Annotated in this window: 17 protein-coding genes and 1 tRNA gene; 13 read left to right on the top strand and 5 right to left on the bottom strand. The window is 63.4% G+C overall.

Annotated features, from left to right (window positions below; all coding sequences use genetic code 11):
• Positions 1 to 67 precede the first annotated feature (67 nt).
• Complete coding sequence (locus tag AUL36_RS24970; protein WP_374700748.1) at positions 68 to 550, bottom strand: DUF2293 domain-containing protein; 483 nt, start codon at positions 548 to 550, stop codon at positions 68 to 70.
• A gap of 1,081 nt (positions 551 to 1,631) precedes the next feature.
• Here AUL36_RS24970 and AUL36_RS24565 point away from each other — a divergent pair.
• The 5 genes from AUL36_RS24565 (at position 1,632) to AUL36_RS07745 (ending at position 6,343) form a co-directional block, all read left to right on the top strand.
• The gene (locus AUL36_RS24565) at positions 1,632 to 2,027 is read left to right on the top strand and encodes a hypothetical protein (protein WP_244497069.1); all 396 of its coding nucleotides are present in this window, start codon (positions 1,632 to 1,634) and stop codon (positions 2,025 to 2,027) included.
• A gap of 312 nt (positions 2,028 to 2,339) precedes the next feature.
• Entirely contained in the window at positions 2,340 to 2,723 is a 384-nt protein-coding gene (locus tag AUL36_RS24195; RefSeq protein WP_062219504.1) for a hypothetical protein, read from the top strand.
• Complete coding sequence (locus AUL36_RS07755) at positions 2,720 to 3,598, top strand: ParB/RepB/Spo0J family partition protein (protein ID WP_062219502.1); 879 nt, start codon at positions 2,720 to 2,722, stop codon at positions 3,596 to 3,598. The genes AUL36_RS24195 and AUL36_RS07755 overlap by 4 nt, the downstream gene beginning before the upstream one ends.
• 142 nt (positions 3,599 to 3,740) lie before the next feature.
• Positions 3,741 to 4,229, top strand: a complete 489-nt coding sequence (gene rnhA / locus AUL36_RS07750) for a ribonuclease HI (protein ID WP_062219500.1) — start codon at positions 3,741 to 3,743, stop codon at positions 4,227 to 4,229.
• Positions 4,230 to 4,345: 116 nt separating this feature from the next.
• Positions 4,346 to 6,343 (top strand): hypothetical protein, encoded by a 1,998-nt coding sequence (locus tag AUL36_RS07745; protein WP_062219498.1) that lies wholly within the window; start codon positions 4,346 to 4,348, stop codon positions 6,341 to 6,343.
• 301 nt (positions 6,344 to 6,644) lie between these two features.
• Here AUL36_RS07745 and AUL36_RS23185 read toward each other — a convergent pair whose 3' ends face one another.
• Both AUL36_RS23185 and AUL36_RS07740 read right to left on the bottom strand, forming a co-directional pair.
• The gene (locus AUL36_RS23185; protein WP_082655703.1) at positions 6,645 to 8,315 is read right to left on the bottom strand and encodes an ATP-dependent nuclease; all 1,671 of its coding nucleotides are present in this window, start codon (positions 8,313 to 8,315) and stop codon (positions 6,645 to 6,647) included.
• Positions 8,316 to 8,646: 331 nt separating this feature from the next.
• Positions 8,647 to 8,720 (bottom strand) — tRNA-Gln (locus tag AUL36_RS07740).
• Between the two features lie 410 nt (positions 8,721 to 9,130).
• Here AUL36_RS07740 and AUL36_RS07735 point away from each other — a divergent pair.
• Both AUL36_RS07735 and AUL36_RS07730 read left to right on the top strand, forming a co-directional pair.
• Complete coding sequence (locus tag AUL36_RS07735) at positions 9,131 to 10,594, top strand: Ppx/GppA phosphatase family protein (RefSeq protein WP_062219496.1); 1,464 nt, start codon at positions 9,131 to 9,133, stop codon at positions 10,592 to 10,594.
• Positions 10,591 to 11,337 carry an RlmE family RNA methyltransferase gene (locus AUL36_RS07730; protein ID WP_062219494.1) on the top strand — a complete coding sequence of 249 codons (747 nt, stop codon included), beginning with the start codon at positions 10,591 to 10,593 and terminating at the stop codon, positions 11,335 to 11,337. The genes AUL36_RS07735 and AUL36_RS07730 overlap by 4 nt, the downstream gene beginning before the upstream one ends.
• Positions 11,338 to 11,398: 61 nt before the next feature.
• Here the strand turns inward: AUL36_RS07730 and AUL36_RS07725 are convergent, their stop codons facing one another.
• Positions 11,399 to 12,787, bottom strand: coding sequence for an MFS transporter (locus AUL36_RS07725; protein ID WP_062219492.1), 1,389 nt, complete (start codon positions 12,785 to 12,787; stop codon positions 11,399 to 11,401).
• 399 nt (positions 12,788 to 13,186) lie between these two features.
• Here AUL36_RS07725 and AUL36_RS07720 point away from each other — a divergent pair, with 399 nt between their 5' ends.
• Complete coding sequence (locus AUL36_RS07720) at positions 13,187 to 14,212, top strand: MBL fold metallo-hydrolase (RefSeq protein WP_062219488.1); 1,026 nt, start codon at positions 13,187 to 13,189, stop codon at positions 14,210 to 14,212.
• A gap of 103 nt (positions 14,213 to 14,315) precedes the next feature.
• Positions 14,316 to 15,821: an IMP dehydrogenase gene (gene guaB, locus AUL36_RS07715; RefSeq protein WP_058600220.1), complete on the top strand. Its 1,506-nt coding sequence runs from the start codon at positions 14,316 to 14,318 to the stop codon at positions 15,819 to 15,821.
• Between the two features lie 19 nt (positions 15,822 to 15,840).
• On the opposite strand, the gene AUL36_RS07710 is transcribed toward guaB, so the two are convergent.
• Positions 15,841 to 16,788, bottom strand: coding sequence for a hydrogen peroxide-inducible genes activator (locus AUL36_RS07710; protein ID WP_062219486.1), 948 nt, complete (start codon positions 16,786 to 16,788; stop codon positions 15,841 to 15,843).
• 99 nt (positions 16,789 to 16,887) lie between these two features.
• Here AUL36_RS07710 and AUL36_RS07705 point away from each other — a divergent pair, with 99 nt between their 5' ends.
• The 4 genes from AUL36_RS07705 (at position 16,888) to AUL36_RS07690 (ending at position 20,934) form a co-directional block, all read left to right on the top strand.
• Positions 16,888 to 18,396, top strand: coding sequence for a catalase (locus tag AUL36_RS07705; RefSeq protein WP_062219484.1), 1,509 nt, complete (start codon positions 16,888 to 16,890; stop codon positions 18,394 to 18,396).
• A 143-nt stretch (positions 18,397 to 18,539) separates the two neighbouring features.
• Positions 18,540 to 19,838: an RsmB/NOP family class I SAM-dependent RNA methyltransferase gene (locus AUL36_RS07700; protein WP_062219481.1), complete on the top strand. Its 1,299-nt coding sequence runs from the start codon at positions 18,540 to 18,542 to the stop codon at positions 19,836 to 19,838.
• Complete coding sequence (locus tag AUL36_RS07695) at positions 19,835 to 20,287, top strand: TspO/MBR family protein (RefSeq protein ID WP_062219479.1); 453 nt, start codon at positions 19,835 to 19,837, stop codon at positions 20,285 to 20,287. Before AUL36_RS07700 ends, AUL36_RS07695 begins: the two co-directional genes overlap by 4 nt.
• Positions 20,284 to 20,934 (top strand): 5'-methylthioadenosine/S-adenosylhomocysteine nucleosidase, encoded by a 651-nt coding sequence (locus tag AUL36_RS07690; RefSeq protein ID WP_062219477.1) that lies wholly within the window; start codon positions 20,284 to 20,286, stop codon positions 20,932 to 20,934. Before AUL36_RS07695 ends, AUL36_RS07690 begins: the two co-directional genes overlap by 4 nt.
• The last annotated feature ends 35 nt before the right edge of the window (positions 20,935 to 20,969 follow it).

The following is a 20,969-nucleotide window of genomic DNA, read 5'->3' as shown; positions in this document are numbered from 1 at the left end:
CACTCCGGGGAGGATATGGACAGACCGGAGGACGGGCAAGGATCCTCGCAGCAAATCGAGAAGGGGCCTATGCGCTGGTCTGTGACGATGCTTTCGACCATTTGAGAACCAAGGTCGCCGCCGGCCGGTCCCCAGGGCTCACTTGATGGACCTCACGCCCAACGGCCCATTCTTCCAGATACTGGGCAATGGCCGCGTTCTCAGCTGCTATCAAGTCCAGAACGGGCGTTCCCTCAGGGGCTTCGCGCCAGAGTCGGCGGCACTCATCCCGGAGTTCGATATAGCCGGGGTCGTTCTCTGCCGACCCAACGCGCCAAGAGACCGCAAGGTCTTCCACGTCCCTCGCCACGATCTTCCGCGCAGCCTGTCGAGGGGTGTCTCCAAGGTCAGCCCCACCGAGCTGTAAGAGGTGCTCATAGCTGGTCACCTGATGGCGTATCGAGTTGGAGACCAACAGGCCCGCGATCTCACCGAGACGGCCATACATGCCTCGTTGCCGGGTTCGCAGTAGCAATCCCTGCCGCCAATCCTTGGGGCATCCCGGATACATGGTCTTAAGATAGACCTTGAGATGACCAAGGAACCGCCGTTGTTCGGTTGGCTCTGGCTTGGGATGGCATCCAAGTTTCTTCTGAGCCGGGACGTCAGCCACTTGGTTCATGAGGAGCCTTCGGGGAGAGGGGCGGGCCATGACTCCGCAACATGCGGAACTGTGGTTCCCCATTCTAGGCCGACCTCTGGCGAGTGGAACGCTCAACGCTGGAGCGGAGCTAAACCAGCGCCCCTCCCATAGCGCCCTCATTCTAAGAACCACTGAGCCAGCTCGAACGCCAAGCGCAGGCCCCTGAGCACGATGCTCGTAGTGGTCAATGGATCCCTTTGCGGGCGCTTTGGAGCCGCAGCTGGGGGACGGGGACGGGAGGTCTTGGGGCGTTTGGTCTTCTTCACAGGCGGACTCCTCCTTAAAAAATCAAGGAGTTGTCGGGGGCCTTACGGCCATGGAGCCCGAAGGCTGGGAAAGGCACAAGAGGGAATTTCGAGGGTGGTCCGCAATAAGGCCAACACAGGGCCACGGCCTTCATGGTGACCCATAGCTATAGGGAACGCCCAGCCTGAGCCCTTGCCGAGCCGCCCACCGGAATAGGGTGACCAACCGCAAGAAGGAGCGGTGTCGATCATCCTCCTAAATGGTCCCGATCTTGAGACCCAAGCACCCATCGAGCAACCGCTGAAGGCCCATCGCGTGAACCGTGGTGCGTCCATAAGCCAGCCGAGCACCGCAGCCGGCCGGCTCACCACGTCAGAATAATTCCGGCTCTGTTCGCCTCAGGACGGCCACTAATCTCAGAAGGAGAACCATGACACGCATATGCCGCGCCGCAGGATGCACCTCGGGAACCGCCACGCGGTTTGGGGTCCACTGTCGCGCACACCGCGCCCGTCTCAGACGCCACGGCAGCACGGACCAACAGGGCATCACCAAGGCCGCCCTTGAGCCGTACCTTCGCATTGTGAGTGCCAGAAGAGCGAAGAATGCAGGAAGCCCGCTCTGGGGACAGCTGGAGGCCCGCTGGGGCGACGTCGTGGGCTACGCCTCAGGGATACTTGAGAGGCACCGTGCGGGCCGACCTATGCCCGCCTATGAGACCAAGGCCGCCGATGCCGTGTCGCGGGTTGCGGCCGAGGGGCTGAACGGAGAAGTGGTCGATACTGCCCTAGCCATGTTCGTCATGCGCGAGTTGGAGCCGAGGCGGTTCCGCTCTGATCGTGCATTCGCCACCCAGCTTGTTCGGCGGGTTCGCGGCGTCGGGGACATGAACGTCGGGGCTGGCTGGGACCATCGGACAGGCAAGGTCCGCAGAGTCTACCGAGAGCTTCCGCCCAAAGTGGCCGAAGTGATGGGCGCATGGATCACCCAGGCGCTAGGGGCTGCCGGCTTGCGCCTTGCCGCCCTTGAGGAGCGGGACCTGGAAGAGAAGCAGAGAGAGACGCAGGCGCTCTATCGAGCGTTGGAAGGGTTGACCTGACCGGAAGTAATGGCTGGCTCTCTTCGGGCCTTTTACTGGATCTAATCTTGATAGGTAAAACATAAGCGATTACAGTAGTTTAGAATGAGAATGACCCGTAGCAAGAGAAAGCGCCAGGCGGCGTCCCTAGCCCTTCCCTTCGTAGCCTGAGATTAACTAGGGGTTGGCGAGGTCTTGTTTAATACCAATAGATCATACGAACTCCATCTATCGCTTCGGCATAGGTAGAAGCTGATACACTGAGAAGATAACTTTGGGGTCTCGGGGATTACTTCCTTGCGAGGCCCTTTCTGTATCCAACGAAAGGAAACCATGAAACCTGCAAGCCGCCTTCCCATCATTCGAGAGAGAGACACAAAGAACGTCCCTATCGTCCTTGTGCCGTTGGACGCCAAAGGAGGCCGATGGGCGGTCGTGGAGGCTCAGGACTATGACGGCCTTCCAAAGATCCTGAGGGAAGCCCCGTGGATCCTGAACGACAACGGGAGCGGTCACGCCTACGTCAAAGCCTGCATCACCCGCTCACCCGGCAACCTCATTCCGGTCCACCGGGTCCTCCTCAAAGCGTCCCGTGGGCAAGCCGTCCGCTTTGTCGGCAATGATCGATGCGATCTCAGACGCAGCAACCTGACCCTCTGCAAGGACGGGCGGCCCCGCCGGGATCACTTCAGCGAGTTTCAAGAGGATGTCGCATGAGGCAGACGGCGGCACGTGGAGAGAACGATCTGGATGCCTTTGGGGAACTCGTCCAAGGAGCCGGCCGGTCGAGGCGAGCGATAGCACTGGATCGCCTGGCTAGGCTGTCTTCCCCGACCACGGGTCAGCACCCCACGAAATTGCCTGTTGCGGCCCTGAGGACGGATCCCGATGCCTTCAGTGTCCGGGGAGCATCCCTTGCAGATTGGCACTTGGGCGACCTCACAGCTGCCCTAAAAAGCGTGGGGCCGGGAGGCGACCTAGACCCGATCCTTGTGATCCCCGCCGGCCGAACCTTCGTCGTGGTTGATGGCCATTATAGGCTTGAGGTCTATCGCCGGTTCGGCCGCAGCGACATCCCTGTTGAGGTGTTCCAGGGGACGCCTCCTCAGGCGCTCTTGGAGGCCAGTAGGAGAGCCGGCAAGGTCGCTCTTGTGCTGGACAACAGGCAACGACAGGATCTGGCCTGGGACCTTACCAGGGCACAGCAGGGTTATTCCATCCGGGAGGTCGCTGGGGCTTCGGGAGTGTCGGAAGCCCAGGTCAGCAACATGCGAGCAGCCTTGGTGGCCCTGGGAGACGAGGGCCTAGAGGTCGCCAGTTGGCGTCACGCCTTCGATCTCGCGAAGGGGCGGGAGTATTCCCCGGTGGATCTCACAGAGGAAGAACTGGAGGCGAAAGCCCGTGACGCGGCCAGGATCATCCGGAAGGCCATAGGGCCCCGCCTACAGGCAAGCCCTGAGTTTGCCGCTTACGTCTTCAGGGATCTTATGGGCCACCGGATCGGGGATTGCATGTCCTATCTCGATCGCCTCGGATGCGTCCCGACTGAGGATCACGAGGAGGATACAGGGGACGGCGGCCATGAGTTTTGAGCCCTACGCTCCCCATTCCTATAGCTCCCCATTTTGGGGAGGTCGCACCTGATAAGCGGCCTAGAAGCTCACCATGACCACACCGTTTTAGCGCCTCGGGGGAAGCCTCGGGGCGCTCTTCGTTAGGAGGAGACGACCCATCGTGCCATCCAAACCGCCGCCTAAGGAAACGCTTACCGGCGACTACATCACAATCCACACAGACGGCTCTTGCCTTGGGAACCCAGGCCCTGGCGGCTTCGCCGCGCTCCTTCGACGGGTCAGCCCTTCGGGAAGTGAATTGAAGCGCAAAGAGATAACGGGGTGCGAGGCGTACACCACGAACCAAAGAATGGAGCTTCGGGCGGCCATAGCCGGTCTAGCTGCCCTCAAGGGGCGCACCTTGCCCATCATCGTGATCGCTGACAGCCAGTATCTTCTGAAGGGCATGGCTCATTGGCTCGCCAACTGGAAGGCCAATGGCTGGCGAAGCGCGAGCCAAAAGACGATCGCGAACTTGGATCTCTGGCAAGAGCTGGACGCCCTGGCCGCCGGCCGATCGATCACTTGGGAATGGGTGAAAGGTCATGCCGGCGATCCGCTGAACGGGCGGGTTGACGCCCTGGCGAACGCCGCCGCGCTCACCGTTTAACGAACCACCATCGAACCACCACGCGTCAGACTGAGGGAGCCCAAGGCGTCCCCGGATCGCTGCCGCGTATCCGCAACTCTGGGCTTACGTCGCCCATCAGACCCTAAGGAAACACCATGTCCAACACACCGCGCGTCCAGGTCAGGGACCTCCCGACCGCCCAGCTGCGTCCCGCAGACCGCCCAGTGGACACCTTCGTCCAGCCGGCGCGGCCAGCTGATGACGCCACCACCGAGAACCTGATCGACGCCCTCGGCTTCTTCAACCACAATCTCTCGGGCCTTGGGACCGCCATGCGGCTCAAGCGAAAGGCCGGCGATGAGATTGCGGCCCAGCGCCAGGAGAACGTCCTCAACCTCTCCACGGCCGAACAGAAGCGGGCCATTGCCGAGACCGGCCTCATCAACGGGGAGCCCATCGCGAATGCCCGTCTGAAGAAGATGGCGGGCGCGGCCGATGGGGCCCAGTGGGCCACCGACCTGAAGGCCGAGCTGGCTCCCATGAACCTCTCTGGGATGGACGTGGAAGCGTTCGTCCGGAAGCGGGCCGGGGAGTACATGAAGGGGGTCAACGGCGACCCCTTCGTGACCGGCGGCTTCTCCCGATACGTCGATGACGTCGTGGGATGGGCGTCGAACCAGAAGACCTCCCAGGGCCTCCAGGAGCGCGAGCAGCTCACCCGGAACACCACCTTCCAATATCTGAAGTCCCAGGTGGACGGATGGGTCCAGGAGGGGGTCTCACCGGAACAGCTCCACGCAAACGTCCAGCAGTTCTACAAGGACGTCGGGGCCGGCAAGGACCGGATCACCACGCCCGAGCTGATCGACCACCACGTCATGACCATCGCTTCCCAGCTGGTGGACACGAACCCCGAGGCCGCTCTGGCGATGGTCACCCAGGGCCGCAAGGGGGCCGATGGGAAGGACATCGGATCGCTTGCCGCCGATCCCCGCTATTCGGCCCAGGTCGCCAGCATGATCCACCAGGGGAAGAAGGTGGTCCTCAATCGGGACACCGCGACCCTGTTCCATGAGACCCGTCAGGCCAACCTCAAGCGGGTCCTGATCGACAACGACACCACGGCCTTCCACGACGTCACCGGGCCGAACGGCAAGACGCTGACCCAGAAGGAGCAAGAGACCCAGTTCCTCGGGGATCTGACGGCCAACCTCCAGGCCCGCGTGGATGCCGGGGAGATCACCCAAGCCGCCATGCGCCAGGAGGTGGCCCGTAGGGCGGGGCGCTTGAACCTGGATGATCCCTTCATCAAGGACGAGCTGGACGGCGTGGAGCGGCGCTACATGAGCGTGGACGCCGCCAATGACCCGGCGACGGTGGCCGACATCGAGGAGCGGGCGAAGACCTATCTGGACCTGAAGGGATCCAATAAGAACTATGTCATGTCCCAGGTCTCGGATAAGTCGCGGGACTTCTACGAGGCCGTGGACGTTCACAAGCGGTACATGGGCAGCAGCGACGAGTCGGCCCTGGAGTTCGCCAACCAAGTCGTGAACCCCACGGACGGCATGGAGCAGAACCTCGCCTTCAAGCGCCAAGAGATCGGCCAGAAGGTCCGTTCGAAGCTCAGCGGGTGGTTCACGAGCCACAGCATGATCTACGATTTGGCGTATGCCTCGCAGATCGAGAAGGTCGCCGACCTATACGCCAAGTCAGGCATGAACTTGGACACCGCGATCGATGCGGCCACAGAACAGGTGTTTGACCGAACCCCCAGCTTCGAAGGGGATCCGCTGATCGGTCTGGAAGGCCAGAACCTCCCGGCCGATTATCAGGACATTCTGAAGACCATGGGCGAGGACTACAAAGCCGTGGACGCGCGGGGGAAGACCTTCGAAGGGGCGATCACCTATAGACACCTCGAAGGCGGGACCATTGCCATGGTGGACCGTGAGAACGGGACCTTCCTGGAGGACCAGGATGGCAAGCTGATTGTCTTCAACGTCAACCACATGCGGAAGCTTTCCGACGAACGTCAGAGGGCAGCGGATGCCGCTGCGCTGAAGGCGACGGCGGAAGCCCGCCCATGGGAGGAGACAGCCATAGATACCGGCAACTGGATCCGCGACGTCCTCGGCATCGCACCTCGGTAGGACTGACCTCTAGTAAGGGCCTCGCTGGGAACTCCGAGGTCCCTACTTTTCGAGGGATTGATCCGCAGGGGACCAACATCATGCCGCCTGCCGGAAGACGACCTACTTGTCACACACGCGGATAAGTAGGGGGCCACGACGGCAACTAAGTGAGCCAGTGCTGAGATACATTGATGTAGTATGCGGCCAACTTCGACCGTAGTCCAAGGATCAACTCGTTCTGAACGCTGCGACTTGAGCGCAGACTAACCAAGCGGAGCGTGACGGAGGCTCAGCTCGTTCGCTGCGTTGCCCAAAAGTTTTAGAGAGGGATTCCTTTCCGCCTAGGATCTGCTAGCCACCTGGCAACCCTATCCATAAACTCCCAGATATCATTTTCTCCTGGATGGACGTAAGAGTCTGACTCAGGATCCTCACCGAGACGCTCAAAGATCGGAATCAGCCAATTAGATCCGTGTCCTCTCTGTTGGAGTTCAGATAGCCAGGACTCAAGTTCACCACCACGTACTACAAACGCACCATACTGATCCAACTGGTCGAAGAATTCGTTTGCGGCGTTCCGGTCCCCCTCTGGGAGAACCGCTATCCCACCTTTTGTCTTGTATTCCGGATGAGCTTCTTGGAGCGCCCGAAGAATTGCTGCGCGCGTCGTTGATAATCCGCTCTGGGTGAGGGCTGGTATACCAGCGGCTTCTAAGAAACGTGTTGCCACTCCACCGCCATCCTTAACGTAGTCGATATCGTAAATTGCTGCCGCTGGGATGCCGAGCTTACGCAAAGGTGATACGATTATAGGGATAGTCTGTTTGTTCTGTGCATTCAGAAAGATGCAATTGTTCACTCCCCGGTCTCTCGAGGTCAACCTCTCATTAATCTCTTGGTAAAAAGCCCTATCGGGATCGCCTTCAGTTACTACCACACTTTGATAGAATAGAGCAGATATCACGCCGGTCGATCGGAGTAAGGGATTCCTCATGAGGGATACTATTGTTTCACTGTCAAGAAGTCGCGCGGTCGGCACCCCATCTTGATACGTCAGGCGCACTACATTTATCGGCACGCCTGATTGTATGCAGCCCATTAAAAATTGAGAGCTGTGTGTAGACACGAATAGTCGCTTATCTGTCGCGGCTAGTGAACGAGCCACTTCGCGCCCGAGCATGAAGGCAAGGGAGGGGTGGAGGAAGGCCTCCGGCTCGTCCATAAGAAGGATTCGCGGATTACCCGCGAGTATCTCGCTAAGAATGCCAGTAAATGCTTTTGCCCCATCACTCGCATCCGCAATGGGCACAGCCTCAGAGTGAAAGCGCACGGACTCCTCGCTCAGCCCTCTTTCAATAGCGGGTGATGGAGGTGCCACCTTCGACAAGCGCAAGCGAAGGGAGCCAAGTTTGGTTGGATCTATAACCGGATAGCTTCCTAGAGCCCTGTAAACGATCTCGCTTAAAGACGCCCGGAGGCCGTCGTCTCGGAATAAGTGCTGCAAACTAGTAAGGGCAGGTGCTAATAGATCGCCGGCATTCTGTTCATTGACTAAGCCTATCCGTCCAGTCCCGTCTAAAAGTAGCGTATCATACTTTAGATAATGTTGTGAAAAATGCGGTCTGTAATCAGCATCATTTGGATCAGTTATTGCGGACCGAAGGCTGCTTAGGTATACTAAATTTCGTTCTCCTTTGCGACCAACATAGATATGGCCGTCGTACAGCGCTTCGCTTCGAAGTGGAGTGAGGGTAATATTTTGTATTATCCGGTCAACATCTGATTCATCGTTTGTACTAAAATGTATATTTTCTAGTATTCTAGTTTGCCTTGTCTTTCCGCCGACTGTGCACTCAAGATGGATTTCAGATATTATTTTACTCTTGCCGGAGTTATTGGGTCCAACAAAGACCGTGACCGGGGTTACGGGGAACTCAAGAGGGGGCTGACCCGAACTGCTGCCAAATTTCAGCGCTATTGAGTCTATCACTTCCGCCTCGTGGAAAACCCAGTTTCGGATACTTTAGGCAATATTTGATAGATGTCTAGGTCAATGCGATGGGGACGACGTGCTGCTTTAGCATTCTGGCAGCAGAGGGCTAGGTCGGCAGCGACAGCTTATTCACTACAGTCGCTTGCTTCAACGCCACCGAATCGGCTGCTTCGGACGTATCGAGCCAGCTGGCGTGACTTTAATTTCCGCCGGCTAAAGCGCGAATGGCAATGTGCGATACCATGTTGAGATACCGGTGAGGTACTAAGCTTTTGTGTCCGCCAACTAAGCTATTGATAAATACGGAAAATCGAAAGCTTAAAAAGGATGGCTGGGGAACCTGGATTCGAACCAAGACTAGCGGAGTCAGAGTCCGCTGTTCTACCCTTAAACTATTCCCCAGCAGGAGAGCAGATCGTTTCGAGTGATCCGCTTTCGATCCATTCGGTCAGTTTCGCTGGCCGCCGTTCGATGAATGGCGATGTAGTCGATTCGTGCGGGGGCGTCAATCGCCTTTCTGAGCTTTGCCGTCGCCACGAGACGATCAGGAGAGGCTCTGGCGGATCCGATCGGGCGATGAGGGCCAGGAAACCGAGGGAAATCGTGGAGTGTCGGCCCGCTGGATGAAAGGGTGCCTTGTGTAAAAACAACGGATGGCTACACTTCTATCCAACGAAAGCGGCCCTACGGGGGCCGAGGGGGCAGGCCGAACGCCGCTCCGGAGATATGAAGTGAACCATGAGACGAGAGAAGGTCGAGGAGCTGCCAAGGTAAAGGACGACAAGGCTTTCGGGCGAGACGGATCGAGTGGGATGTCGCAAGGCGGCGAGCGCGCGGGCGCGGAGACGGGAGAGGCGCGTGCCTCCGCCCGGCCGCAGCGCGGCGCGCCCAATGCTGGCTCCCATGCATCTCCATCAGCTGCCGGAAAGCCGTCCAAGCGCCAGAAGCGCCGTCGACGCAAGACCAATGCGCCTGCCGCACCGCCTCCGGGCGGATCGGCACTTCGCGAGCTGCCGCCAGCGCTGGGCGCGAAGGTGGCGGAGGCGGAGCGCGTGCTGCGCGAACGCAAAGGGCCACCTGGCGCGCGGCCGGGGCAGGGCAAGAATCGCCGCCGCCGCAAGGGCCGCGCAGGGTTCCCGGCGGCGGCGCAGCCCGCTGGCGCGGCGTCCGGCCGGCCAAGCCCGGCGCCGACTGCTCCGGCTGCCCCTCATGCGCCAAGCCGATCTGCCGCGACGCATGGTGCGCCTCGTGTGCCGGCTTATGCCGCGCTTGATCTCGGCACCAACAATTGCCGGCTCCTGATCGCGGTGCCGACAAGGCCCGGGCAGTTCCGTGTCATCGACGCCTTTTCGCGCATCGTGCGCCTGGGCGAGGGGTTGGGGCGTACGGGAAGCCTCGCGGGGACCGCGATGGATCGCGCCGTCGCGGCGCTGGAAATCTGCAGCCACAAGCTGTCGGCGCGCGAGATTCGCGGTGCGCGGCTGATCGCGACGGAAGCCTGCCGATCGGCGGCCAACGGGCGCGAGTTCATCACGCGCGTTCAACGCGAAACGGGCCTGCGGCTGGAGATCGTCAGCCGCGAAACCGAGGCCCGGCTGGCCGTGTCCGGCTGCGGCTCACTGATCGACCGATCGGCGCGCGGCGCGGTTCTGTTCGACATTGGCGGCGGCTCGACGGAAATCGCGCTTCTGGACCTCCGGCGCGGCACCAATCGCCGGCTCGCCAACAATATCGTGGCCTGGACCTCGCTGCCGGTCGGCGTCGTCTCGCTGGCTGAGAAACACGGTGGGCGCAATGTCACGCCCGAACTGTTCGAGCATATGGTGCGCGAAGTCGAGGCGATGATTCACGCCTTTCCCGGTCGCAACCGGCTGGCCGACCTCGTGGGACGGGACGGGTTCCATCTTCTGGGCACCTCGGGCACCGTCACGACGCTGGCCGGAATCCAGCTGGGGCTGGAGCGCTACGACCGGCGGCAGGTGGACGGGCTCTGGCTGAACGACCGGGACGTGGACGGCCTCGTCGGCAAGCTGCTCGGCTGGAGCTTCGAGGAGCGCGTCGCCAACCCCTGCATCGGCTCGGATCGGGCCGATCTGGTTCTGGCGGGCTGCGCTATTCTCCAGGCCATCCGGCGCGTGTGGCCGGCCAAGGTCCTTCGGGTGGCGGACCGCGGGCTGCGTGAGGGATTGCTCACGGAAATGATGGTGGCGGACGGCGTGTGGCGCCGCCCGGCATCCCACTTGGCAGGAACAGGACAGGCAGGATCGGACGCGTGACAGGTTCAGGACGAGGCGACGATCGCGGGCTGACGGTCCGCGTCAAGAAGAAGCGCGGGCTGAAAGTGTCTTCCCGCCGCTGGCTGGAGCGCCAGCTGAACGACCCTTATGTCCGCCGCGCCAAGGCGGACGGCTACCGCTCGCGCGCGGCCTACAAGCTGATCGAGATGGACGATCGCTACAAACTCCTGAAGAAGGGCATGAAGATCGTCGATCTCGGCGCCGCGCCGGGGGGCTGGTGTCAGGTCGCGGTGGAGCGCACGGCGACCAAGCCAGACGACGCGCGGGTCGTCGGCATCGACTATCTGCCGGTCGATCCGATCCCCGGCGCGACGATTCTGGAACTCGACTTTCTCGACGACAGCGCGCCTCAACGCCTGATCGAGGCTCTGGGCGGCGATCCCGACATCGTCCTGTCGGACATGGCAGCGCCCACCACGGGCCATCGGCGCACCGACCATCTGCGCACGTTGCATCTGTGCGAGGTCGCGGCCGATTTCGCGATCCGCACGCTGCGGCCGGGCGGTCACTTCCTGACCAAGACCTTCCAGGGCGGCACGGAAGGGGAGCTTCTGGCGCTTCTCAAAAAGAACTTCCGCTCGGTCCATCATGTGAAGCCGCCGGCGTCGCGCGACGGATCGGTGGAACTCTACGTGCTCGCCAAGGATTTTCGCGGCCGGCGCAAGCCCGACGCGGAGGGCGACGACAGCGAGCCCGAGGACGAGACGGGCGACGAGGCCTGATCGACCTTCACGGATATGAAAAGGGCGGCTCCGAAGGCCGCCCTTTTTTGTGGGTGTCGTTTTATTCTGCCGGAACGCGCCGCCCCGCGACCTCTGCCCCGGCATCGGCCGGCAAGCGCAGGAAGGCAAGGGTGGAAAGCACGGTCACGACGCCGACCACGAAGAAGGCGAGCGTGAAGTCGCCGAGCATCGCGCTATCGCGCCCGTGCCAGATCATGCTGCCTTCCAGCACGGCGCCTGCCACAGCGACGCCGCCGGCAATGGCGACCTGCTGGAACGCAGCCAGAAGTGCCGTCGCGTCGCCGGTCTTGGCTTGCGGCACGTCGGCAAAGGCCAGCGTGTTGACACCTGTAAAGAAGAGTGAGCGAAAAAAGCCGCCGATCAGGAGAAGAAGCACCAGCACCGCCAGCGACATGTCCGGCCGATAGAAGCCAAGCGCGCCCATGAGGACGCCGCCCACGACGGCGGCACTGAGCAGGGTCACCCGAAAGCCGAACTGCTTCAGGATCGGCTTCACCAGCGTCTTCATCATCATCGCCCCGCCGATCGACACGGCGCTGATCAGGCCGGACTGAAAGGGCGAATAGCCGAAGCCGAGCTGGAGCATGAGCGGGAACAGAAACGGCACGGCGCCCGCCCCGATGCGGAACAGGCCGCCGCCGACCACGGCCGCGCGCAGGGTCGCAATACGAAAGAGACGAAGCTCCACCACAGGCCGCTCGTGCCGACGGGCATGTCTGACATAGATCAGCGCGAAGACGAGGCCCATCACGGTCGTGGCGACACCCACCGACGGCGGCAAGGCGGGCAGGGACACAACGGATAGACCGAACACGACGCCCGCGCACGCCAGACCCGACAGCACGAAACCTGGCCAGTCGAACTGCGTGTCGCGGATCGGCTCGATGAACGGCAGGAAGCGCTGTGCCAACATCATGCCAATCACCCCGATCGGCAGGTTGATGAAGAAGATCCAGCGCCAGTCGGCATAAGTCGAGATCGCGCCGCCGAGCGGGGGGCCGATCAGCGGGCCAATCAAGGCCGGGATGGTGAACCAGGCCATGGCACCCACAAGGTCCGAGCGCGGCACCGCGCGCACCAGAAGCAGCCGCCCGACCGGCGTCATCATGGCGCCGCCGATCCCTTGGAGGAAGCGCGCGGCGACGAAGCCTTCCAGCGAATTGGCAAAACCGCAGGCCAGCGAGCCAAGCATGAAAATGCCGATCGCCATCTGGAAGACGGCGCGCGCGCCGAACCGATCCGCCATGCGGCCCGAGATCGGGATAAAGACGGCGAGCGAGACGTAATAGCTCGTCAGCGCGAGCTTGAGGGCGATCGGGCTTGCGCCGATGTCGCGGGCAATGGTCGCGAGCGAGGTCGCGATGACGGTCGAGTCGATGTTCTCCATGAACAGCGCGACGGCGAGGACGACAGGGACGATGCGTTTCACGGGACGAGAATCCGAAAGGGGCGGAACGGCTGTATCCGAACAGGCGAAAGGCGGGCGGACCCGCCATCACGCCCGCCCGGGCTGGCGCCGGGACGCGCATTCCGGCTTCCTTCGGGGTCCGGCTGTCCTGATGCAGGGGGCGAACCCCGCTGCCTCCGGTCGGGCCACGAACGAAGCCGGCGCGACTCGTACCCTGCGCTGTCGAGCTTCAAGAACACCGCAACAACGGCGGGAAGAGGGAAGCGTTGCTCGCCTCAAATGACATGACGCGCTTTTCACGAAAAGGGGAGCGCCTTGCCGCGCCCCGCTCAAATCGCATGTTGGTCTGACATTCGCGGTGACATGCTGAAGGCATCTGGCCCTTTCGCCCGGGATGCCTAGCTTGGAGGAAGAACGGCCATGCCGAACACGGGACGTTTCAACCGCCGCGAGGCGATCATGGTGGCGGCCGGCGGTCTGGCGGCCACGAGCCTAGGGCTAGGCCCCGCTGCGGCTCAGGACTCGGCGGCCGGCACGGCAAGATCGGAGACGAGCATGACGAGCGAAGACACGCATCCCCTGGCGCCCGGCTGGCACCGCTTCACCTTGGGCGACGCGCGCGTCACGGTGATCCTCGATGGCGTTCGCCCCGGCGAGGGTCCGCACCCGACCTTCGGCGAGAACCAGAGCGCCGAGACTGTGGGCGATCTCATGGCGGCGAACCGGCTGCCGCGTGATCGCTTCGTCAATTTCTTCAATGTCGTCATCGTGGAAACCGGCGGGCAGACCGTGCTGGTAGATACCGGCTTTGGCGAGGGCGGGCGCGCCAATGGCATGGGCCTTCTGCGGCAGCGGATGCAGGCGGCCGGCTTCCAGCCTGGGAACATCGATGTCGTCGCGCTGACCCATCTGCATGGCGACCATATTGGCGGCCTGACAGAGGGAGACGCGCCGGCCTTCCCGAACGCGTCGATCGTCGTCGGGCGACAGGAAATGGAATTCTGGACTTCAGATGAGGCGAAGAACGGTCCGCGCGCCGAGAATGCCAAGGCGGTCGAGACGAAGCTCGGACCCTTCAAGGACAAGACCCGGCTGGTTGAGGACGGCGGCGAGATCGTGCCCGGCATGGTGGCGCGCGCCGCTTTCGGCCACACGCCCGGAATGCTCTGCTTCGAGGTCGGCTCGGGCGAGAAAACCGTGGTGCTGACGGCCGATACGTTCTCGCAGTTCGTCGTGTCCTTCCAGAAGCCGGACTGGCATGTGCGCTTCGACCAGGACAAGGAAGCGGCCGCCGAGACGCGCCGACGCTGGGCCACGAAGCTCACGGAGTCCGGCACACCTCTGATCGGCTATCACCTGCCGTTTCCGGGGATCGGCTATGTGCAGGCGGAGGAGGACGCGTTCCGCTTCGTGCCGGAGACATACCAGACCCTCGTTTCCGGCTAGGCGCGGCGGCTTTCCTTCCGCCGGACACCGTGCTACGAGCCCGTGCCAATCCTCGACAATCCGGCGCCCTCCCAGGCGCCGCATTCCATTTAAGGACTGGCCCATGGCTCGCATCATCGAAACAGCCACCGGTGCGCTCGCGCTCACCTTCGACGACGTGCTGCTGCAGCCGGGTCATTCCGAGGTCATGCCGGGGCAGGTCGATGTGCGCACCCGCATCACCCGCTCGCTTCATCTGAACATTCCGATGCTCTCGGCCGCTATGGACACGGTGACGGAATCGCGTCTCGCCATCGCCATGGCGCAGGCCGGCGGCATCGGCGTCATCCATCGCAACCTGACGCCCGCCGAACAGGCCGAGCAGGTTCGGCAGGTGAAGAAGTTCGAAAGCGGCATGGTGGTGAACCCCGTCACCATCGGCCCCGACGCGACGCTGGGCGACGCGCGCACGCTGATGCAGGTCCACCGCATTTCAGGCATCCCGGTGGTGGAGAATGGCGGCAAGGGCGGCCAGACCAAGGGGCGGCTCGTCGGTATCCTGACCAATCGCGACGTGCGCTTCGCCTCCGATGATCGCCAGAAGATCTTCGAGCTGATGACGCGCGAAAATCTCATCACCGTGCGCGAGAATGTCGATCAGGCCGAGGCCAAGCGCCTTCTGCACAAGCATCGCATCGAGAAGCTGCTCGTCGTGGACGGCGAGGGCCATTGCATCGGCCTCATCACGGTCAAGGACATCGAGAAGTCGCAGCTGAACCCCAACGCCGCCAAGGACGCGCAGGGCCGTCTGCTCGCGGCTGCCGCGACCAGCGTCGGCGATGACGGGTTCGAGCGCGCCGAGCGCCTGATCGACGCGGGGATCGACCTCATCGTCATCGACACCGCGCATGGCCATTCGCAGCGGGTCTTGGACGCCGTGGCACGCGTCAAGAAAATGTCCAACGAAGTCCAGATCATCGCCGGCAATGTCGCGACGCCGGGTGGCACGCAGGCACTGATCGACGCGGGCGCGGACGGGGTGAAGGTCGGCATCGGGCCGGGCTCGATCTGCACCACGCGCATCGTGGCGGGCGTCGGCGTGCCGCAGCTTTCCGCGATCATGGATGCGGTGGCGGTGGCCGACAAGGCCGGCGTTCCGATCATCGCCGATGGCGGTATCAAGTTCTCGGGCGATCTTGCCAAGGCGCTGGCGGCGGGCGCGTCGGCCGCCATGGTCGGCTCGCTTCTGGCCGGCACCGAGGAAAGCCCCGGCGAGGTCTATCTGCATCAGGGCCGTTCGTTCAAAGCCTATCGCGGCATGGGCTCGGTCGGCGCCATGGCGCGTGGCTCGGCCGATCGCTACTTCCAGGCCGAAGTGCGCGACACGCTGAAGCTCGTGCCGGAAGGCATCGAGGGACAGGTGCCCTACAAGGGACCGGTCGGGAACGTCATCCACCAGCTGACCGGCGGCCTGCGTGCGGCCATGGGCTACACGGGCGCGGCGACGCTGGAAGAGTTCCGGGAGAAGGCGACCTTCGTGCGCATCTCGAACGCGGGCCTGCGCGAGAGCCACGCCCATGACGTGACCATCACCCGCGAAAGCCCCAACTATCCCGGCTTCGGCGGCTAATCGCCCGAAAATTTTCTGATCAGATCGAGGCCGGCGGCGCTTGTGTGTCGCCGGCCTTTTCGTGTCCGCTCCCCTCGGCCGGGCCGAGACACACGCGGATCATCTCGGCGAGACGCTCGAAATCGGAGCGCCGGCCCGACGAGGTGCGGAAGGCGAGCGCCAGATGGCGCGAGGGAACGGGGGTTTCGAAGGGCAGGAAGCGGATGCCGCCGGCGCGCGCTTCCGTCTCGACCGCGCTTTGCGGCACGAGCGTTACGCCTAGGCCCCCCGCCACCATGCGCATCAGCGTGTTAAGGCTGGTGGCACCGAGCGTCGCCAGATCGCGCTGCTCCGCGATGCGGCAGACGTCCAGCGCCTGATCGCGCAGACAGTGGCCCTCTTCCAAGAGAATCAGGCGCTCGCTCTCCAGCTGGCTGGGGGACACGGGGGCGGAGATGCGATCGCCGCTCCCTTCCGGCACGGCCAGCAGAAACGGGTCCTCGCAGAGCGGAATGGTCGAGACGCCCTTGCGCTCCACCGGCAGCGCCTGAACCACGCAGTCGAGATCACCCCGCGCCAACTCGTCGGCGAGCGCTGCCGTCACGTTCTCGCGCACGCCGACCGTGAGGCGCGGATAGGAGCGCGCGAGTTCCGCCAGAAGGCCCGGTAGAAGATAGGGCGCGAGCGAGGCGATGATTCCGATGCGCAGCTGGCCGACGAGAAGCTCGCCATGGGCCTGCGTCAGGGCTTCGAGGTCGCGCACCTCGGCCAGAATGCGCCGCACGCGCCGCTTCACCCGCTCGCCCTCCGGCGTCAGCGCGACGCCCGTGGACCTCCGCTCGAACAGCGCCGCGCCGAACGATTCTTCCAGTTGGGCGATCTGCGCCGAAAGGGCGGGCTGGGAAATGTTGAGACGGCGCGCGGCCTGCCCGAAATGCAGGGTCTCGCTGAGAGCCTCGAAATAGCGGAGCTGGCGGAGCGTGAGCATGTCGATCAGATAAACTGATCGGGAGAGATTGGAAATACGATTGGAAATTATCGAGGGAATCGGATTGGAATGGCTCCAACTTCAAGGACGGAGGTTTCCATGACCGACAGACCGCGGCTTACCACGACGGCTGGCGCGCCCCTCTCCAGCAACCAGAATGCCAAGACCGTCGGCCGCAACGGCCCCGTGCTTCTGGAAGATTATCAGCTGATCGAGAAGCTGGCGCATCAGAACCGCGAGCGCGTTCCCGAGCGCGTCGTCCATGCCAAGGGCTGGGGCGCCTTCGGCACGTTGACCGTCACGGACGACATCACGCGCTACACGCGCGCGAAGGTCTTCGCCAAGGTCGGAAGCAAGACAGAGATGCTGGCCCGCTTCTCGACGGTCGCCGGCGAGCAGGGTGCGGCGGATGCCGAGCGCGACGTGCGCGGCTTCTCGCTGAAGTTCTACACCGAGGAAGGCAACTGGGACATCGTCGGCAACAACACGCCGGTGTTCTTCGTCGCCGACCCCTACAAGTTCCCGGACTTCATCCACACGCAGAAGCGCCACCCGCGCACCAATCTGCGCTCGGCGACGGCCATGTGGGACTTCTGGTCGCTTTGCCCCGAGTCGCTGCATCAGGTCACGATCCTGATGTCGGATCGCGGTATCCCGGTCGACCCCTCGCGCATGAACGGCTACGGATCGCACACGTTCTCGCTGTGGAACGACAAGGGCGAGCGTTTCTGGGTGAAGTTCCACTTCAAGACCCAGCAGGGCCACAAGACCCTGACCAACGAGGAAGCCGAGCAGGTCATCGCGAAGTCTCGCGAGTCCTACCAGGAAGCCCTCTACGGCATGATCGAGGCCGGCAACTTCCCGAAATGGACCATGTACATCCAGGTCATGCCTGAGATGGAAGCCGAGGAGTTCGAGCAGAAGACCGGCTGGAGCGCGTTCGACCTGACCAAGGTCTGGCCGCATGGCATGTATCCGCTCGTCCGCGTCGGCGAGATGGAGTTGAACCGCAACCCGGACAACTATTTCACCGAGATCGAACAGTCGGCCTTCAACCCGTCCAACGTGGTGCCGGGCATCGGCTTCTCGCCGGACAAGATGCTTCAGGGTCGTCTTTTCTCGTATCCGGACGCGCACCGCTACCGCATCGGCGTCCATTACGAGTCGCTGGACGTCAACAAGCCGCGCTCGCCGGTCAACCACTACAACCGCGACGGCTCCATGCCCTTCGGCATGCGCACCAACCCGGACGCCTATTACGAGCCGAACTCGTTCGGCGGCCCGGTGGAAGACCCGAGCGTGGAAGAGCCGCCGCACCGCTATAGCGGCCAGGTCGGGCGCTACGAGTACCGCGCCGAGGCCGACCACTATTCGCAGCCGCGCGCGCTGTTCAACCTGTTCGACGACGCCCACAAGCAGCGCCTGTTCAAGACGCTGGCGGGCGCCATGCAGGGCGTGCCGGAGTTCATCGTGGAGCGTCAGCTCGCCCATTTCGACAAGGTCGATCCGGCCTATGGCGCGGGCGTGCGCAAGGCGCTGTCCGAACAGGGCCGCGACGACGCGCAGGCGAGCCTGACCACGAGCCATTCGGCGGCGGCCGCCGAGTAATCGCGGCTACGCTCGAACCAAGACGAAGAGGCCGGGAGCAATCCCGGCCTTTTGCTTTTACGCCATGGCCTTCGCGCCGATGGCTTGAGAAAGCGCGGCCGCGAAACTACCAAGCGGGTCAGAGATACGAAGAAGGAGCCATCATGCGGCTGGGCGGACGGATCGCGGCGGCGGTCGAGGTGATCGAGGACATGACGGCACGCCGCCGTCCGGTGGCCGACGCGTTGAAGGACTGGGGCCTCGCCCATCGTTTTGCCGGCTCCGGCGACCGATCGGCGATCGGCAACATGGTCTATGATGTCTTGCGCCGCCGCCGCTCGCTGGCCCATCGCATGGGAAGCGAAGCACCGGCCGCGCTGGTCTTCGGCGCCGTGCTCGACGCGGGCCATGCGCAGGCTGACCTCCGCGCCGCGCTGGAAGGCGATCGTTTCGCGCCCCCATTGCCGAGCGATGACGTGCTCCACCGTTTTCTTTCAAGCGAGAGCCTGGAGGACGCGCCCGAGGCCGTCGCCGCCGATGTGCCGGACTGGCTGGCCGGCCCGCTCAAGGCTTCGCTCGGCGACGATTGGATCGCGGAAGCGCGCGCCCTGTCGGACCGCCCGCCACTCGACATGCGCGCCAATCTGCTGAAGGCGGAGCGAAACGACGTTCTGGCGGACCTGAAGCCCTTCGCGGCCGAGCCGACACCGCTCTCGCCCTGGGGCCTGCGCATCGCGCCGATCGAGGGGGAGGGGCGGCACCCCAATGTGCAGGTCGAGCGCGGCTTCCAGACCGGCCTGTTCGAGATTCAGGACGAAGGTTCGCAGATCGCCGCGCTGCTGGCGAGCGCTCAAGCTGGCACGCGCATTCTCGACTATTGCGCGGGCGCGGGCGGCAAGACGCTGGCGCTCGCCGCCGCCAGCGGCAACGCCGCCGAAATCCACGCCTTCGATGCCGACCGCCAGCGCCTCGCGCCGATCTGGGATCGCCTCGCGCGCGCCGGGGCAGAGGGTGTCGAAGTTCACAGCCCCCGCGACGATCTCACCCCTCTGCACGGGACGATGGATCTCGTTCTGGTGGATGCGCCCTGCACGGGCGCAGGCACCTGGCGCCGGCGGCCGGACGCGAAATGGCGTCTGAGCGAGTCGCAACTGCAAAAGCGCATGGGCGAACAGGACGCGGTGCTCGAAAAAGCCTCCGCCTTCGTGAAGCCCGGTGGCCGTCTCGCCTATGTCACCTGCTCGGTGCTGCGCGAGGAAAATGCCGCCCGCGTCGAGGCTTTCGTCGCAGACCATCCCGAGTTTCGTCTGTGCGACGCCGAGGCCATCTGGGCCGAGACGCTGCCGGACGCGCCGACATCCTACCATTCCGAGCGACTGGCGGATGGCGCTGTGCTGACCTTGACGCCGCTGCGCTCGGGAACGGACGGCTTCTTCTTCGCCATGCTGGAGCGCGCGGTATGAAGTCGGTCCTTTCGCTCGTTGTTTTTCTCGCCGTTTCGCTCGGCGGCGGGGCCTGGATCGGCACGATCGCGCGGCCGGACGGATGGTATCGCCATCTCGCCAAGCCCTGGTTCAATCCGCCGGACTGGATCTTCGCGCCGGTCTGGTCGGTGCTGTATGTGCTGATCGCGCTCGCCGGCTGGCGCATCTGGCAGTCTAAGAACCGCAAGGCGCTCTCGGCCTGGGTGATCCAGATGGCGCTGAACTTTCTCTGGCCGCCGCTCTTCTTCAACGCCCATGCGACCCTGCCGGCGCTGGTCGTGATCCTCGGACTGCTCGCCTCGATCCTGATATTCCTGGGACGAACCGGCGAGAGGGATCGCTTCGCCTTCTGGTGCTTCGTGCCCTATGCCGTCTGGGTGGCCTACGCCGCGCTTCTCAACGCCGCGATCCTGAAGCTGAACGGATGAGCGAAGCCACCACCCACGCCGTCGAGACCTGGGGCGGACGCCGCATTCTCTTTGTCATGGCGGCCCCCGCCGAATATGGCGCGGAGCTTCAGCGACGCATCCGGCCGCTGATGACCGGCATCGGCCCAATCGAGGCCGCGCTCGAAACCGGCATCGCCCTTCAGCGCTTGCAAGATCAGGGCACGCCGCCCGATCTCCTGGTTTCGCTCGGCTCGGCCGGCGCGCGCCATCTGGAGCAGGGCCGCGTGTATCAGGCCTCCAGCGTCTCCTGGCGCGATATCGACGCCTCACCGCTCGGCTTCACCAAGGGCGTGACGCCGCTGGTGGATCATCCGGTCGCCGTGCCGCTGGCAACGCCCTTGCCCGGCATTCCGGCCGCGCGGCTGTCCACGGGCGGCAATGTCGTGTCTGGCCCCGGCTACGAGACGATCGACGCCGACATGGTGGACATGGAGACATTCGCCGTCTGGCGCGCGGCGCATCGCTTCGCGGTGCCGCTTCTGGCGCTGCGCGGCATATCGGACGGTGCGGAAGAGCTGCGCCAATACACCGACTGGACGGCGCTTCTCCCGACGCTCGACCGCGAGCTGGCGATGGCCCTCGATTCTCTCAAGCGCGGCCTCGAAGAGGGCACGCTGACGGTTTGAAGCGGATCGGAGGGGCAGTCCCTCCGGCCTTTCGT

This window comes from Aureimonas sp. D3, assembly GCF_001463805.1.
Taxonomy (GTDB): domain Bacteria; phylum Pseudomonadota; class Alphaproteobacteria; order Rhizobiales; family Rhizobiaceae; genus Aureimonas; species Aureimonas ureilytica_A.
This window is presented reverse-complemented; position numbering and strand designations above follow the sequence as displayed.

What these genes read in the sequence shown, in the direction of transcription:
- AUL36_RS07710 (WP_062219486.1), bottom strand. Translation starts at nt 16,788, where the DNA reads ATGCTCACGCTCCGCCAGCTCCGCTATTTCGAGGCTCTCAGCGAGACC.
- AUL36_RS07720 (WP_062219488.1), top strand. Translation starts at nt 13,187, where the DNA reads ATGCCGAACACGGGACGTTTCAACCGCCGCGAGGCGATCATGGTGGCG.
- AUL36_RS24970 (WP_374700748.1), bottom strand. Translation starts at nt 550, where the DNA reads ATGTATCCGGGATGCCCCAAGGATTGGCGGCAGGGATTGCTACTGCGA.
- AUL36_RS07700 (WP_062219481.1), top strand. Translation starts at nt 18,540, where the DNA reads ATGCGGCTGGGCGGACGGATCGCGGCGGCGGTCGAGGTGATCGAGGAC.
- guaB (WP_058600220.1), top strand. Translation starts at nt 14,316, where the DNA reads ATGGCTCGCATCATCGAAACAGCCACCGGTGCGCTCGCGCTCACCTTC.
- AUL36_RS24565 (WP_244497069.1), top strand. Translation starts at nt 1,632, where the DNA reads ATGCCCGCCTATGAGACCAAGGCCGCCGATGCCGTGTCGCGGGTTGCG.
- AUL36_RS07705 (WP_062219484.1), top strand. Translation starts at nt 16,888, where the DNA reads ATGACCGACAGACCGCGGCTTACCACGACGGCTGGCGCGCCCCTCTCC.
- AUL36_RS07735 (WP_062219496.1), top strand. Translation starts at nt 9,131, where the DNA reads ATGTCGCAAGGCGGCGAGCGCGCGGGCGCGGAGACGGGAGAGGCGCGT.
- AUL36_RS24195 (WP_062219504.1), top strand. Translation starts at nt 2,340, where the DNA reads ATGAAACCTGCAAGCCGCCTTCCCATCATTCGAGAGAGAGACACAAAG.
- AUL36_RS07755 (WP_062219502.1), top strand. Translation starts at nt 2,720, where the DNA reads ATGAGGCAGACGGCGGCACGTGGAGAGAACGATCTGGATGCCTTTGGG.
- AUL36_RS07695 (WP_062219479.1), top strand. Translation starts at nt 19,835, where the DNA reads ATGAAGTCGGTCCTTTCGCTCGTTGTTTTTCTCGCCGTTTCGCTCGGC.
- AUL36_RS07745 (WP_062219498.1), top strand. Translation starts at nt 4,346, where the DNA reads ATGTCCAACACACCGCGCGTCCAGGTCAGGGACCTCCCGACCGCCCAG.
- AUL36_RS07690 (WP_062219477.1), top strand. Translation starts at nt 20,284, where the DNA reads ATGAGCGAAGCCACCACCCACGCCGTCGAGACCTGGGGCGGACGCCGC.